The organism is Spiroplasma endosymbiont of Andrena trimmerana, assembly GCF_964019575.1.
Classification (GTDB): domain Bacteria; phylum Bacillota_I; class Bacilli_A; order Mycoplasmatales; family VBWQ01; genus Spiroplasma_E.
Genome location: NZ_OZ026455.1, coordinates 1,266,733 through 1,283,397 on the forward strand (window position 1 = coordinate 1,266,733; position 16,665 = coordinate 1,283,397).

The 16,665-nt window shown below is 25.0% G+C and carries 16 protein-coding genes; all 16 read left to right on the plus strand.

All coding sequences use genetic code 4. The features are described 5' to 3' along the window. Positions 1 to 15 precede the first annotated feature (15 nt). The 16 genes from AACL03_RS07565 (at position 16) to AACL03_RS07640 (ending at position 16,664) form a co-directional block, all read left to right on the plus strand. Positions 16 to 1,518 (plus strand): FAD-dependent oxidoreductase, encoded by a 1,503-nt coding sequence (locus AACL03_RS07565; protein ID WP_339039970.1) that lies wholly within the window; start codon positions 16 to 18, stop codon positions 1,516 to 1,518. Between the two features lie 39 nt (positions 1,519 to 1,557). Further along, complete coding sequence (locus AACL03_RS07570; RefSeq protein WP_338957284.1) at positions 1,558 to 2,694, plus strand: alpha/beta hydrolase; 1,137 nt, start codon at positions 1,558 to 1,560, stop codon at positions 2,692 to 2,694. A gap of 7 nt (positions 2,695 to 2,701) precedes the next feature. Further along, the gene (locus tag AACL03_RS07575) at positions 2,702 to 3,694 is read left to right on the plus strand and encodes a lipoate--protein ligase (RefSeq protein WP_339039971.1); all 993 of its coding nucleotides are present in this window, start codon (positions 2,702 to 2,704) and stop codon (positions 3,692 to 3,694) included. Between the two features lie 88 nt (positions 3,695 to 3,782). After that, positions 3,783 to 4,511 carry a hypothetical protein gene (locus tag AACL03_RS07580; RefSeq protein WP_338957280.1) on the plus strand — a complete coding sequence of 243 codons (729 nt, stop codon included), beginning with the start codon at positions 3,783 to 3,785 and terminating at the stop codon, positions 4,509 to 4,511. A 2-nt stretch (positions 4,512 to 4,513) separates the two neighbouring features. After that, a complete protein-coding gene (locus AACL03_RS07585; protein ID WP_338974972.1) occupies positions 4,514 to 5,218 on the plus strand; it encodes an ATP-binding cassette domain-containing protein in 705 nt (234 codons plus the stop codon). Next, a complete protein-coding gene (locus AACL03_RS07590) occupies positions 5,199 to 6,077 on the plus strand; it encodes a hypothetical protein (protein WP_339039972.1) in 879 nt (292 codons plus the stop codon). Before AACL03_RS07585 ends, AACL03_RS07590 begins: the two co-directional genes overlap by 20 nt. 6 nt (positions 6,078 to 6,083) lie before the next feature. Continuing rightward, a complete protein-coding gene (locus AACL03_RS07595) occupies positions 6,084 to 7,358 on the plus strand; it encodes an endo-beta-N-acetylglucosaminidase (protein WP_339039973.1) in 1,275 nt (424 codons plus the stop codon). Positions 7,359 to 7,372: 14 nt separating this feature from the next. After that, positions 7,373 to 8,668, plus strand: coding sequence for a hypothetical protein (locus tag AACL03_RS07600; protein ID WP_339039974.1), 1,296 nt, complete (start codon positions 7,373 to 7,375; stop codon positions 8,666 to 8,668). A gap of 113 nt (positions 8,669 to 8,781) precedes the next feature. Further along, on the plus strand, positions 8,782 to 9,630 hold the full coding sequence (locus tag AACL03_RS07605; protein ID WP_339039975.1) for a hypothetical protein: 849 nt from the start codon (positions 8,782 to 8,784) through the stop codon (positions 9,628 to 9,630). A 257-nt stretch (positions 9,631 to 9,887) separates the two neighbouring features. After that, positions 9,888 to 10,949 (plus strand): alpha/beta hydrolase, encoded by a 1,062-nt coding sequence (locus AACL03_RS07610; RefSeq protein ID WP_339039976.1) that lies wholly within the window; start codon positions 9,888 to 9,890, stop codon positions 10,947 to 10,949. Between the two features lie 73 nt (positions 10,950 to 11,022). Then, a complete protein-coding gene (locus AACL03_RS07615; protein ID WP_339039977.1) occupies positions 11,023 to 11,313 on the plus strand; it encodes a hypothetical protein in 291 nt (96 codons plus the stop codon). 81 nt (positions 11,314 to 11,394) lie between these two features. After that, positions 11,395 to 12,432, plus strand: a complete 1,038-nt coding sequence (locus AACL03_RS07620) for a lipoate--protein ligase (RefSeq protein ID WP_339039978.1) — start codon at positions 11,395 to 11,397, stop codon at positions 12,430 to 12,432. 1 nt (position 12,433) lies between these two features. Beyond that, complete coding sequence (locus tag AACL03_RS07625; RefSeq protein WP_339039979.1) at positions 12,434 to 13,630, plus strand: NADH-dependent flavin oxidoreductase; 1,197 nt, start codon at positions 12,434 to 12,436, stop codon at positions 13,628 to 13,630. A gap of 29 nt (positions 13,631 to 13,659) precedes the next feature. Beyond that, positions 13,660 to 14,100 (plus strand): peptide-methionine (R)-S-oxide reductase MsrB, encoded by a 441-nt coding sequence (msrB, locus tag AACL03_RS07630; protein ID WP_338957257.1) that lies wholly within the window; start codon positions 13,660 to 13,662, stop codon positions 14,098 to 14,100. Between the two features lie 363 nt (positions 14,101 to 14,463). Then, the gene (locus tag AACL03_RS07635) at positions 14,464 to 15,621 is read left to right on the plus strand and encodes a thiamine pyrophosphate-dependent enzyme (protein ID WP_252320590.1); all 1,158 of its coding nucleotides are present in this window, start codon (positions 14,464 to 14,466) and stop codon (positions 15,619 to 15,621) included. A gap of 2 nt (positions 15,622 to 15,623) precedes the next feature. After that, entirely contained in the window at positions 15,624 to 16,664 is a 1,041-nt protein-coding gene (locus AACL03_RS07640) for an alpha-ketoacid dehydrogenase subunit beta (RefSeq protein ID WP_286642632.1), read from the plus strand. The last annotated feature ends 1 nt before the right edge of the window (position 16,665 follow it).

A 16,665-nucleotide genomic window follows, 5' to 3' on the forward strand; every position in this document is an offset into this window, starting at 1 on the left:
AGAGAGGATTTTAGCATGGAAAGAAAACAAAAGATAGTTGTTATAGGTGTTAATCATGCCGGAACAACAGCACTAAAGGCAATTATGAGGTCTAATCCAAATAGTGAAGTAGTAGCATATGATCGTAATGATAATATTTCATTTTTAGGATGTGGAATTGCGCTTTGAGTTGGTAAAGAATTTACTGATCCAAAAGGATTATTTTATGCCACAATTGAAAAGTTAAGAGCATTAGGTGTTAAAATTAAAGAAAAACATGAAATGATTAAATATGATAGTAAAGCTAAAATTGTTACTATTAAAAATTTAGATACTAATGAAGTATTTACTGAAAGTTATGATAAGTTAGTATTAGGGATTGGTTCATGACCAATCTTAAATCCAGGTGGTAAAGAAATTCCCGGTTTAATTGCTCATAAAGATGGCGTAGTTGTTAAGGATACTTTAAATGGTGTTAAATTAACAAATGGCATTCATTTATCAAAACTATACCAACATGCTCAAGAAATTATTTCTGATTTGAGTAAACCAGAAGTAAAAAAAGTAGTAGTAATTGGTGCAGGTTATATTGGTATTGAATTAGTAGAAGCTTTTTATAAAGATAAAAAAGAAGTTACTTTAATTGATTTTGAAAATCGTATTATGCCTCGTTATTATGATGAAGAATTTACAAATGATGTTGAAGCAGATATGAAAAAAGTAGGAGTAAAATTACAATTAGGAGAAACTTTACAAGAATTTATTATTAAAGATGATAAAGTGAGTGAAGTAAAAACTAATAAAGGAACATATAAAGCTGATTTAGTAATTATGGCTGTTGGTTTCTTACCAAATACTGCTATCTTGAAAGATGAGAATGGTAAAGTTCAACTTAGCTTAGATCCCCGTGGTGCAATTGAAGTTAATGAATATTTTCAAACTTCAGATCCTAATGTTTATGCAATTGGTGATTGTATTAATATTCGTTCAAATGCTTGAAATAAAAATGTTAATATTGCCTTAGCAACTAATGCTGTACGTAGTGGTTTAATTGCTGGATTAAATGTTGCAAAAACAGATCCTAAAACAAGAATCGCCTTTCCTGGTGTTCAAGGAACAAATGCAATTGCTGTTTTTGGTTGAAAACTATGTGCTACTGGTTTATCAGAAGTTTCTGCAAAAGCAATTTTAGGATCTAATAATGTAGAAGCATATTTTTATCAAGATACAGTGTTTCCACCTTTTATGAGTGAAAATCATGAAGTAAAAATTAAAATTATATGAGAAAAGAGTTCTCGTCGTATTGTTGGAGCTGAAATTGGTTCAACTCATGATCATACAGAAACAATTGCAATGTTTTCATTAGCAATATTGAAAAAGGTTACTATTGATGAAATTCCATTAATTGATATGTATTTCTTACCACACTTTAATAAGCCTTATAACTTTGTTACTGCGGCAGCACTTTTAGCAACAGGAATTTTAACAAAAGAAGATGTTACATATCCAGATCCATATTTAAAAGGTAAGAAAAAATAGATTGCCTTATCAAATTAATTTTGAGAGGAATAAAATATAATGGTTAGTAATGAAAAATATTTAAAACTTAGAGCAAGAATGACTTTACCAGTTAAAGAAAGTAAATATAAAATTGCTTGATGATTAAAAATTATTTTGATATTTACTTTTCCATTATGGATTATTCCTTTTTTAATTACTAATTTTTTTATTGGTTTGATGATGCGAAATGTTATGGAAAATTTTCAACGAATTGGACGAAGTACTAATCCAAATTTTGCTAAAATTGATCTCAATACTTTGAGTTTTTATAATCGAGATATGGAATTACAAAATGCTCTACAACTAATGATTGATGATAGTAATTGGGATATGATGGAAGCACAAGATATGACGATAACTACTTATGATAATCGCTTGTTATCAGCTTTTTTCATTAATAATCATCAATCTAATAAAAATCATAAATGAATAATTGCAACTCATGGTTGACAACAAAATCGCTATAGCATTTTATATTTAGTTAAACATTTTTATGAACAGGGATATAGTATTGTTACTTATGATACAAGAGGTCATGGTAGTAATAATATCCATGATGCAATTACTTTTGGTAATAAAGAAGCAGATGATTTATATGCTGTTATTTTAAGTCTTAATAATTATTTAGCAGAAACAGATTTTAAACAACCTCCTAATATTACTTTAATTGGTAATAGTATGGGTGCCAGTACTGTTTTGGAAACAATATCTCGATTTGATACTGGTAAATTTGGTGTTAAATGTGCAATTTCTGATTGTGGATTTGATAGTTTTAGTCATATTATTAAAATTATGGGTAAACAATACTTTAACCTTCATTGATTTTGATTTTATTATGGTGTTAAATTTTTCTTTAGGTTAAAAGATAAATTTAATATTAATAGTATTGATCCTATTAATAAATTAAAATATTGTTCTTCAATTCCTGTATTATTTATTCATGGTAATGATGATGAAACTGTACCAGCAACAATGGCACAAAAAATGTATGAAGAGAAAATAAATTATGAAGAAGAAACAATAAGTGAATTATTAATTATGCCATCTGCTAAACATATAAGAGCCGTCACTACCGATTATGATACATATTGCAAAACTACTTTAAAATTTGTTAATAAATGAACAAATTTTAAAACCGAAGATAAAGGAGATTAAATTAATAATGATTTATTATATTAATAATAGCAAAGACCCATATTTTAATTTAGCAGCCGAAGAATATTTGATTACTAATCCTTATATAACTGATGAAATCTTATTATTATGACAAAATAATAATACTATTGTTGTTGGTAGAAACCAAAATACAATTGAAGAAATTAATAATGAATATGTAAGAACAAAAAAAGTTAATGTTGTACGAAGATTATCTGGTGGTGGAGCTGTTTATCAAGATTTAGGAAATTTAAATTTTACTTTTATTCTTGATAAAAATAAAGATAATGCTCGTAATTATGCTCTTTTTACAAAACCAATAGTTAATGTTTTACAAAATCTAGGTTTAAATGCTCAATTTAGTGGTAAAAATGATATTTTAGTTGATGATAAAAAAATATCGGGTAATGCCCAATATACATATAAAAATCGAATTTTACATCATGGTACTATTCTTTTTAATGTTGATATGCAAATGTTACCAAAAGTATTAAAACCTGATTTGGATAAATTAAAATCAAAAGGTATTAAATCAGTACAAGCACGAGTAACAAATATTTTATCATTATTAAATCCACCAATAACAATTGAAGAATTTCAAAATTTAATTATTGAACAATTAAAAAGTACAAAAAATACAAAGATTATGGAATTTTCTGAAAAAATGATTGCTGATATTGAATCATTAGCAAATACTAAATATCGAACTTGAGATTGAGTTTATGGTAAATCTCCAGATTTTGATTTAAAACATAAAACACTTTTTCCTAGTAAAGGAACTATTCACGTTTGAATGAATGTTAAGGCAGGAATTATTGAAAATATTAAAATATATGGTGATTTCCTAGGCTCAGCAGGTACTACTAGTTTAGAAAAAAAACTAGAAAAACAAAAATATAATGTAGCAACTATTACTAATATCATTGAAAATGCTAATATTAACGAAATTTTTGGTGAAAATTTTCTTGCTGAAGAAATCATAAAAAGTATCATAAAATAATGAATAAAATTCTTATTTATGATATCCTTACTTTTATAACTAATATTAAAGAGGAAATATGAAGAAATATTTATGGATTTTATTTATAATGTTTATTTTTATAACACCAATTAGCAATGTTATTACATTTTTAGTAAATAATAGTTTTGATCAAACAAATAGTATAAATGATATTCTTTATCCAACACGTGGTTGACCAAAAAAAGATAGAAATCAATTAAATGTTTGACAATTTTTATATCAAGATGCTATTGATAAAGTAGGTAAAACTAATGATAATATTGTTAATGGTTTTAATAATTTTTATCTTGCTGAATTTGATAAATACCGTGATTCAGCAAGTAAAAATGCTGGTAAACCTGGCTATGATGAAATTGGTATACCAACAGCAGATATTAATGATTATATTAATAATAAAATTATTCATTCACAATCAATGCAAATATACATGGCCTTAACATTGCGAACATATTTTATTGAGTTTACTATTAATAAAATTAATGATCCAAGTAGTAATTATATTAATGCAAATGAATATTTAAACTTATGAGTTATGAAGTATTTTGAAGCTGGTTTTTATTTTCAATGAGTAAAAATTTGAATTCAAGATTTAGGTAGAACAATTGAAAAATCAATTGATATTGATTTTTATACTTTTGATAAATATGTGGAACGAAATAACAAAGGTGAATATATGTGAAATAAACCACCCAGTGACAATACAGTAAAGCCACTATTAATTTTGGATTCTGATATGAAAAAAATGTTTAATCAATTATATGAAGAAATTTTAAATAATAATTTACAAGGAAAATAAAAATGATTATTCTAGAAAATATAAGTAAAAATTATGGTAAAAATCAGGTTTTAAAAAATATTAATTTAGAGATACCTGCTTCACAATCGCTTGCTATTTTAGGTGCTAATGGTTCTGGTAAAACTACTTTGGTTGAAATTATTTCACAAGTTTTAAAACCAACATCAGGTAAAGTATTATTTCTTGATGATGTTGGTAAAAAGGTTAGTCGGAAAATTGGTGTTCAATTTCAAGAAGGTTATTGACCAGTTGGTACACGAATTATTGATTTAATTAAATTTTATAAAAATAAAAAATATATTAAAAGTGAAGAAGGCAAAGGATTAATTGATGTTTTTGAGTTAAATGATATTTTGAAAAAAGAAATTTCTTTACTTTCGGGTGGTCAAAGACAAAGATTTAATTGTTTTTTATCAATTTTAAATGATCCTGAAATTTTAATTTTAGATGAGTTAGTTACTGGTTTAGATTTAAAAATGCAAATTAAACTTGTTAATTTTATTAAGTCATGAAAAGAAATTAAAAAAATTAATTTATTAATTGTTTCACACACACCAGAAGAAGTTGAATTACTTTGTGATCGGGTAGTAATTTTAAAAAATGGTGAAATTTATCAAGACCAAAGTATTGATGCAATTATAAAAAAATATGGTAGTTTACGTAAAATGATGGTGGAGTATTATCAAAATGAAGTTAATGGTAACTAAAGAATTATTCAAACAAAGTACTGTTTCTAAATTTTCAAGACTTTTTTCTTTAATTTCAAAAGTAATTTTTGGAAATCCTAGAACTTATATTTTTGTATTTTTATTAGGTTTTTTAATTTCTGCATTATCATCGTGATTATGAAATAATTATAGTTATTATCAAATTTTACCCCCCATTTTGTTAAATTTTTTATCAATATCAGTTTTTATTTCATCTTTTTATTTAGGAATATTTATGATTGAATGGCGAAAGAAAAACTTTTTAAAAAGAATAAAAATAATTGGTATTAATAAATATTATATTATTTTAACAATTTTTTTATCAAATTTAATAATGGTATCATTATCAGTAAGTATTAATATTATTTGTTATAATATTTATTCTTTAATTTCAATATTTAATTTTCATTTAAATTTACTTTCTAATATTAGATGATTTATTTGAATTTTCTATATATTTGCTATGATATTATTAACATTTTTTTTAACAGTTGCTAACATATTTATTACAACATTTTTTCCTAAGTTTAATTTATCATTTGTAATGCTTGCTATTTTTACCATATTTTTCATTATTTTTTCGGATGTTTTAATTCAACCAACAGTAACTAACAATAATTTAATATTTATTGTTATTGGTTATTTGTGTCCAACTAAATATTTTATTTGGTTTAATATGTTGATTACTTCATATCAATTTTTAGATTCACTAGGAATAAGTCAAATTATTCAAAATTATAATGAAATATCATTTGTTGTTTTTACTAGTATTTGGCAAACATTAATTGGAATCTTGATATTTACTATGTTGTTTTCTTATTTATCAAAAAGATTTTTTAATTGAGGAATGAAAGGATAAAAATTGATGAAAAAAATATTATTACTTTTTAGTGTTTTTAGTTTAATTTCTGCTCCTGCTAGTTTAGTAGTTGCTTGTAATATTGGTAGTTTAGATGGTAGTGATTATTTAAATGGTTTACCAAATTTTGACTGAACAAATTCAGATTATGGAGATGGTATTAATTTTGATAATACTAACTCGCAAAATGTTATTAATAATATTGGTAATATTAATGATTTGGGAAATGTTAAACCAAGCAATACTGGTCATTATTTAAATTATTCAAAATTTAATACTGGTTTTCAATGAACACAAAACATTAAAAAACAAGCAGTGACTGGCATTCCTTTAAATAAAGGTTTTATGCCTAATGGTAATTATGCTTCTGATTTTGGAATAACTTCTTCAACTCGAAAATATTTAAGAATGAATTCAATTTTAGATTGGAATCCACAAAAAGACTATGATGCAAAGTATAATCGAGCAACAGTACCTTTACAGAAACGTCAATTTGTAGCAACATACAACTCAAGTAACCAAGATGAAAATATTAATTATAATCAACTAGGATTTTCAACACGAAAACATCGTACTTTTGATAATACAATAGTGGGGACAAAAAATCCATTTGAAAATACACCATTAAATTGACAATATACTAATTATTTTATTAATTGGTCAGGTTCTTGATTTGAAGGACCAATTGTTCCACCACCAGCTGATGTTATTGATAGTGCACACATTAATGGAACACCAATATTTGGTAATCTTTTTCTTGATGGATATCATGGTTTAACAAAAGAAATGTTAAAAGATTTTCTTAGTAAAAATAGTGATGGTACTTATAAAATAGTTGATATTTTAATTAATATTGCTAATTATAATGGCTTTGATGGTTGATTTATTAATAATGAACCAAACGGTGCTGCTCCCAATGGTACAGTTTTAGATTATAATGTTATGGCCGAAATTATTAAAGAGTTTAATTATAAAGTAGCTACTGCTAGTGATCCAAATATTCAATCATTAAAAATAATTTTTTATCGTAATGGTGCTACAGTTTCAAAAAGTGTTAGTGGATATAATGATATAGAAACATTAAAAATGGCAGATAGTGGTTATCGTAAAACTAATGGTGAAGTTACACCAACTGATATTCAATTAACTTTTGGTGAAACACCAGATAAAACAACATCATTTTTAACAGATTATCCAAATTATAGTGGTAAAAATTTAAATACTATTCTTGATGCTGGAGCTAATGCCCAATTTTTGGAAGTTATGATTTTCGACAATTAGGTTATGCAGAAACAATGATTGCTGGTAAACCTCAATATAATAAAAATGTGTATACTGGAATTTCTGATTTTTTAGATAATGGTGCTGGAACATTTGGATCGTATGCTTATAATTGAGCTAAAAATCATAATGTTAATGATACTAGAGCTTATTTATTTGCGACACAAACAACAAATTTATTTAATAATATTCAATTTTCAGGAACAAATACTTTTATTAGAAATAATAATATTGGTATGCAAGCAAATAATAATGCAAATGATTATCAAGGTTGAAATGCAAGTGATAATTATCAAGAGGCAGCATTTATATCGGATCCTAGAATAAAAACTGCAGTTACTAAAGGAAAGCCAAATCCATTTGTAAAAGATACTATTTATAATTATTTAACTAATAATGGTTATAACTCATCAAGTTATGGCATTGGTGATTTAGTTAAAGAACGAACTACTTTATTTGATGATAATCAAATTTTAAATAAGAAAACTAATTTTTCAATGGGTAGTGGTATTAAATTTGTTAATCATGATCAAAATGGTAATAGTATTGTTGCTAATGATTATCCATGAACAAATCGTAGATTAACTGATATTTTACCAACTTATCAATGAAAAATTTATGATGATGCTCATCCAGAACAACCATTAGATATCTCTAAAATTTCTGGTTTTTATGATTATGATCAAGTGTATGAAAAAGGAAATTCAATTGCTATTGGTTCGGGTTTTAATGAAGAAGGTAGTATAGTTAATGGCGATTGAAATACAAATAAAGTTTATGATTGAGATATTATGGGAACTAATTTAATTAAAAATGACCATCAAATTAGTTTTATTTATAATACTAATAGTGATAATAATGCTAAAGTTAATTTTTTAGTTACTACTACTGATCAAAAATCGTTAATAGCAAACCGTCAAACTTTTTCACCAAATAATGAAGAAAAGTTACAAGGTGGTTGAGTTAAAATTACTTTAGATTTAAAGAAAATTGGTGGTATTAATACTTTTAATCGTATTTCTAAATTAGGATTACAAATTAAAGCAACTAATAATAATTTTAAGTTTAATGTTGGTGAATTTGAAATAAATAGTCCAACAACTAATAATCAAATCAAAGAAAATACAGTAATTTCAAATCCAAAATCAGAATATGTAATTAATCGAACAGTTAATAATCAAATATTATACAATGCTCGTTTTCAATGAGATGCTGTTAATATTGAAAATTTAAGTTATTATGCTATTTATTATTTTGATGAAAAAAAATGATATCGTATTGGCGAAACTAGTCAAAACTATTATTTTTAAAAAATTTAAAATCTATTCATAATCAGTTAAAATTAATGATTAAACCAGTTTATAACAATAATGTTATTTCTCAACAATCATTTGTGTTTAATATAGAAATTTAAAGGTGAAATATGAAAAATAAAAATAGTATAGTAATTTTTAGTCATTGTATAAGTTATATGTTTAAAACGATTTTAAAAACATTTAGAACTTATATTTACTTTTTAATAATGCCTGTTATTTTACTTAGTTTAGTTTATTTTTTAACATCACAGTCAATTATTAAATATAATCGTTATATTATAGTTTCTAGTTATATTTTATTACCAATATTATTTAATATTTTTTTAATTGGACATCTTATTTGTCAATGACGCGAATCAGTTTTTTTAAAACAATTACACAATTTTGGTATCAATAAGATTGCATTTATTTTAAGTTTATTAATTGTTATTTTTGTTATTTCTTTTTGTACAGTATTTATATTACTTGGATATTTATTTTTTCTTGATCAGTTACAAGGAACTAATATCATGACAGTATGAATATTAGCAATGAAAACTTTTTCACAATGATTTGGTCTTATATTTAGTATTAGTCTAAATATTATTGTTATTTTTTTCTTGGCTTTATTAATTTCTGGTTCTATAAAAAATCCTTATATAATTCAAACAATTAATATAATTATTTTTTTAACTTCTATTTTATTTGGTGATTTTTTTATTGATATGACATATACAATTTCAACACCAACCATTATTATTGGATATTTTGTACCACAAAAATATATAACTTGAATTAATTTTATTTTTTATAGTCAAAGTGATAAAAATTATTATAATTTTTTTCAGATTGTTCCTTCAGTTGATTATAAACTATCATTCACCAATATTTATCAACCAGTATTTTCTTGCCTAACATTTATTGGTTTGTTTGCTGTTGGATCATATTTTTCTTTTTTACATGGTACTAGAAAATAAGCAATTAAACAAAATATATTCTTATTTTTTAATTTTTAAATATTCAATAAGTGTATTTAAATATTGAATAATATATTATTTTTATAATTAAAAAAAGAAAAATTATGAAATTTAAAAATAGATCTTGAAAAAAAATATTTTTTAAGGAAAATTAGATTGTAACAAAAAAAGGACATGGTATATAAGAAATAAAACTAGTTATTTTTTTAATCAAATATGGATTTGATACAAATTTGTTAGATAGGAGAGACTGGGAAATGAAGGTAATAAATGATTCTGTTAGTGACGAAATTTTAATGAATGGTTATCAAAAATTTTGTTATTCTTTTAGCAACATTTTATTAGTTATTTTATTATTTCCTTTTGTTTATTTTTATTCAAAAAAATATCAAAAACAATTTTTTAAATTTTGTTTTACTTATCAAAAAGAAGGAAATGTTAAAATTAATGATGATCAATTAGTTGATATTAATAGTTTTGATTATCATTATTATGATTGTAAGATTAAAGAACTTAATAAATATGGTTATCCAATTGATTGAAAAAAAGAAAATTATCAAGAATTTGTTATTAAAAATAATAATGAAGATATTAGTTGTTTAGCTGTTATTCAAAAAAATAAAAGCAACAACTGAGTTATTGGTTTTCATGGTTGAACTGAAAATAAATATTTAGCTTTAAGGTTAGTGTCTTGATTTTATCAAGAAGGATATAATATTTTAACATTTGATAGTGTTGCTCATGGTAAAACTTATGGTCAATATAGTGATACTGGTCTTACTTGTGCGCAAGATGTTAATTGTTTAATTAATTGATTAAAGACTAATTATCAAGTTGAAACAATTGGTTTAATTGGTAATAGTATGGGTGCATCAACAATTAATTATTATTTGTTGAATTATGCACCAATCAGTTCAATTAATTGAGCAATTACTGATTGTGGATTCTCTAATCTACTTGTTCAATTTCGTTACGTCATGCAATATCGTTATAAAAAACCTTGATGATTAATTAGTAATGGTATATCTAAAAGATATCAAAAATTTACAAATACAAATATTTTAGAATATGATTTATTAAAAAAACTAAAAACAGGATTTAAAGTTCCTACCTTATTAATTCATGGTAAAAAAGATGATTTTGTCCCATTTTTCATGGCTAATGTTATTCATAATTTTCAAATTAAAGGTAATAATAAAAATTATAATTATTTATTTTTAGAAAATATTGGTCATGTTGAAACTTTGCCAAATGCTCATCAAACTTATATTAATGAGATAAAAAATTTTATCAATAAATATGAAATGAATAATAATTAGATAGAGTTAAGAAAAATTACTATAGTCTTAATTTATTCATTGAACATTTCTTATTTTATTTTAGGGGGTAAAAATGAAAAAAAATGCAAATTGTTTAATAATAGAAAAAAGAGATAATATATACATAATTAGTCCTACACCCAAATTACAAGATGATATGGGTATGGCGTGTTATGTTAAATATAATACAGAAAATGATGTAGTTAATAAAAATGATTTAGTATTAACAGTAGAGGCTTCAAAAGCTATTTTGCATGCGCGCAGTCCACTAACAGGAAAGGTTTTGGAATATAATCAAAGAGCAATTGAAAATCCAACTCTTTTCAATTCAAAAAGTCTAAAGATAATTGAATTTTGAAATTAACAGATGTAGTTGAAAAAGAATTTTTAGAACTTGAAGATAATTAAAATTGATTTACAAATTTAATAAAATTGGAGGAATATTATGATTTTAATTGAACCTATAAGAAATGGTAAATATATCAAAGATGGAGCTTATGCTTTAGCGATTCAAGTATGAGCACTACATAATTTAAAAGTAAAAAACAAAACGATAATATTTCCTTTTATTTGTGATCCTCATATTCAATTGGGATATTTTCAAAATCCAGAGGTTGAAGTTAATAAAGAATATTTGGATAAAAATAATATTCCAGTTGTGCGTCGTGATACTGGAGGAGGAGCTATTTTTATTGATTCAAATTCAGTAAATTTTTGTTTTTTAATTCCATTAAATTCTAATACTAATTCGATTTATGCTAATTACCAAGAATTCTATAAGCCAATTATAAAAGTGCTTAAAGATATGGGGATTAAAAATATCATGCAAAGTGGAAAAAATGATTTGACAATTAATGGTAAAAAAGTTTCTGGAGCAGCTATGTTAAAAGAAGATAATATTATTTATGGTGGTTATTCATTACTTTATGATATTGATTTGGATGCTATGATCTTGGCACTTAAACCAAGTCGTAAAAAAATTGAATCAAAAGGAATTAAATCAATTAATCAAAGAGTAGATAAATTAAAAAATCACCTTAATGAACAATTCAAAAAATTAACTATTTTTGAGTTTAAAGATGAAATTATTAAACGATTGATGAATGTAGAAAAAATAGCAGATGTTGAACGATACGTTTTATCAAATGAGCAATGACTAGAAATTGACAAGTTAGTTGATCAAAAGTATAAGAATTGAGAATGGGTTTATGGTTTAAGTCCTCGCTATCAATATAATCGTGAAGCACGTTTAGAAATTGGAACAATGAATATTTCATTAATAATTGATAATGGTAAAATTAAAAGTTGCAAAATTAGTGGTGATTTTTTTGCTACAAAAGATTTAACTATTTTTGAGAAAGGTCTTGAAGGTACTAAAATGATTAAACAAGATTTAAAAATAAAATTACAAGAATTGGATATTTCTTCATATTTTTTAAAGAAAATAGATAATGACCAATTTTTAGAATTAATTTTGAGTTAACATGAATAAAAAATATTCTAAGTTATTTTCACCAATCAAAATTAAAAATTTTGTTTTTGATAATCGGTTTGTGCTTTCACCAATTACCTTAAATGTTTCTAGTTATGATGGTTTTGCTAGTAAAGAAGATATTGATTATGCTCTTAAAAGAGCTCATAGTGCATACTTAGCGATATCTAGTGCTGCTTATATTAATTTAGAGGGACAAATTTTTGAATTTGGTTTTTCTGCTGCTAATGATGAACATATTGATTCATTAAAACAAGTTGCTAATGCTATGAAATCAAAAGGTGCAAAAGCTATTTTACAGTTAGCACATTCAGGTCGTTTTTCTATAATTAGTTTAAATCGTTTAGGTTATGTAGTTGGACCTTCTAAGCAATCTTTTATGTATCCTTTTCCACATGAAGTTCAAGAACTGAGTATTAAGCAAATCAAAGAATTAATTAAAGATTATCAAAAAGCTACCTTAAGGGCTATTGAAGCTGGTTTTGATGGTGTCGAAATTTCTTCAGCACAAAAACTTTTAATTCAAGCTTTTTTTTCAGTAATTAGTAATCAAAGAAATGACATTTATGGTAATCAAAATTTAGAAAATCGTTCACGTTTGGGATTAGAAATTTTACAAGCAGTAAGAGAAACAATTGATAAGCATGCTAGTGAAAATTTTATTTTAGGATATCGAGCTACAGCTGAAGAAACTAGAGGTCAAGAAATAGGTTATCCAATTGAAGATTTTTTACAATTCATGGATCAAGTATTAATAAACATTAAAATTGATTATTTAGCACTAGCTAGTTGGGGAAGAAATATATATAAATATAAAGTTCAATCTCAGGGGGAATATTTTAATCAATTAGTGAATAAAGTTGTTTATCAACACATTAATCAACGTATTTCTGTTATTGTGAGTGGTGGTATAAATAGTCCTGATAAATGTTTAGAAGCCTTAGAATATGGAGATATGATAGGATTATCTTCTGTTTTTGTAGCCGAACCTGATTTTGTTAGAAAAATAAAAACTATGCAAATTGATAAAATTAATTTACATATTACTGAAAAAGATATTGAAAAATTAGCTATTCCTAAAGCTGCTTTTAAGGAAATGGTTAAACTTATGGATTATGGTGAAAGTTTACCTAAGGATACTAGGGATGAGTTAAGAAAGTTAGAAAATAATTATTCAATTAAAAATTAATATTTTGTTTAGAAAAAGGTAATAAAAATATGAAACAAAAATGAAAAATTAAAACTATTAATGAGTTAACTACTTTACAATATGAGGTCATTATAAATTCAGTAACGGAACTTCCTTTTAAAAATAAATATTGAGATAATAAGGAAAAGGGAATTTATGTCGATATTTTATCAGGTGAACCATTATTTGCATCATCAGATAAATGTAATTTTGGTCATGGCTGACCAAGTTTTACAAGACCAATTAGTGAAATAGTTATCCTTAAAAAGGAAGATAATACTAACCTAATGTTGCAGCGTACTGAAGTACGTTCTAAAAAAACTGATATTCATTTAGGACATGTTTTTAAGGATGGTCCACAAAAAGAAGGCGGTTTACGCTATTGTATTAATTCAGCAGCTTTACGTTTTATTCCGTTATCAGAAATGATTACAGAAGGATATGAAGAATATTTATCTTACATTAAATAAAAATATTTTTATTGTATATTTATTATCTTGATAATGTTTTATGATTATAAATTTTATTATAAAGTCCTAATTTTATTAGGACTTTATGTTGTAAAAAATAAATAAACAATGATATTATGATTTAAATTATTTTTTCTGTTTTGTTTATTGTTAGAATATATTTTTCATTTTTACATGATAATAGGAAATAAAAAAAATAGTATATTAATAAAACCGGAGATAAATTAATATTTTAGTACAAATTATCTTGAACCAACAATTATTAGTAGTATAATGAAAAGGTATGTTCATTCATTATTTTAAAAATTAGTATAATTAAAAGTGTAACTGCAATTAACTAAAATATTTAGGAGGAAAATTTAAATGTGAGTTGAGAAATTTGATAATCCCCAAAAAGAAATTTTTCAAATATTAAATGAAAAAGGAGTAATTAATCCTAATTTTGTTGATTATTTAAAAAAATTTGATAGTAAGGTTTTATTAAAAGCATATGAAAACATGTGTTTTTCACGAATACAAGAACAAATGCAAATGGAATTAAACTATGAAAAAGATGAAAAAGGACAAGTTAAATTAGTAAATGGAATTCCAAAAGTAATCGGAAAAGTTATTAACTTTTTATCTTCAAAAGGTCAAGAAGGTGTTGAAGTTGCTTATGCTAGTTGCTTACGACCAGGTATTGATTGATTAGTACCGGCTTATCGTAATAATGCAGCATGAATTACTGCTGGATATCCAGTTGAAAAAGTAATTCAATATTGATTAGGAAATGAAATGGGAAGTCAAATGCCGAAAGGTGTTAATATTTTACCAGTTAATATTCCAATTGCTACTCAATATTCACATGCAACAGGTATTGCTTTTGCTGAAAAATATAAAAAAGATAAAGGAATTGTTATTACTACGATTGGTGATGGTGGTACTTCTGAAGGTGAGTTTTCTGAAGCAATTAATTTTGCTGCTATCCATAAATTAGCTGTTGTTTTCTTTGTTGAAAATAATCAGTGATCATTAGATACACCAACTGCTAAAGCAACAATGAGTCCAACTTTTGCACAAAAAGGAACAGCATTTGGTGTACCTAATATTCGTGTTGATGGTAATGATTTTTTTGCTGTTTATTATGCTACACAAGAAGCAATTGAAAGAGCAAAAAAAGGTAATGGTCCTTCATTAATTGAAGCTGTTACTTATCGTCAAAATGCGCATTCTGCTTTTGATATTAAAAAAGATTATTTTTCTGCTGAAGATTATAAAATTGAACAAGAATGATTAAAAAAAGATCCAATCGATCGTATTAGAGAATATTTAAAATCAATTAAACTTTGAGATGACAACAAACAAGCAGAATTAGATAAACAAATTACTAAAAAGGTTAATGATGCAATTACTTGAGCATTAAAAAATGAAAGTGTTTCAATTGATGAAATATTTGATTATACATATGAAAAATTAACACCACAATTAATAGAACAAAAAGCAGAAGCAAAAGCTTTCTTCAATGAAGGAGAGAAAAAATAATTATGAAAAGAAATAATGTGCAAGCTATTACTTTAGCCTTAGAATTAGCAATGAAAAAAAATCCTAATGTTGTTGTTTATGGTGAAGATGCCGGTAATGTTGGTGGTGTTTTTCGAGCAACTAAAGGTTTACAAGCAAAATTTGGCGTTAATCGTTGTTTTGATGCACCAATTGCTGAAGCAGTTATTGCTGGTAGTGCCGTTGGAATGGCAATTAATGGTTTAAATCCAATTATTGAAATGCAATTTTCAGGATTTGCTTTCCCTGCTTTTCAACAATTGTTATGTCATGCTGCACGAATGAGAAATCGTTCTCGTGGTAGATTCACTTGTCCAATGGTAGTACGTATGCCTTCATATGATTGAAATAATGGTAATAATGGTGCTTTGGAGCATCATTCAGAAGCAATTGAAGCTTTATTTTGTCATATTCCAGGTTTAAAAGTAGTTATGACTTCAAAACCTAATGATACTAAAAAATTATTATTGGCAGCAATTGAAAGTCCAGATCCTGTTATTGTTTTAGAATGTTTAGGAACTTATTTCAATAGTTATACTAGCAATAATTATACATATGATGTTAGAGAAGAAGTTAGTGATGCTTATGAAGTGGCTGTTCTTGGTAAAGCTAAAGTTCTTAAAGAATATAAGGCTGAAGAAAAACCTGATTTAACGATTGTAACTTATGGTTCAAAAGTTTATGATTGTGAAGCTGCTGTTAAAATTTTAGAAGAAAAAGAAAATTTTAAAATTGAATTAATTGATTTACAAACATTACAACCATGAGATGAAGAAACAGTTGTTAATTCTGTTAAAAAAACAGGAAGATTATTAGTTGTTTCAGAAGCGGTTCGTTCATTTTCAGTTGCCTCAGAAATTATTACCGTTGTTAATGAAAAGTGTTTTGAATATTTAGAATGTCCTCCAACAAGATTAACGGGTTATGATATTACTGTTCCACTGTCTAAAGGTGAAAAATGATTTATAATTAGTCCAGATAAAATTATGGAAAAAGTTAAACTAATGATGAATTATCCAGTTTAGT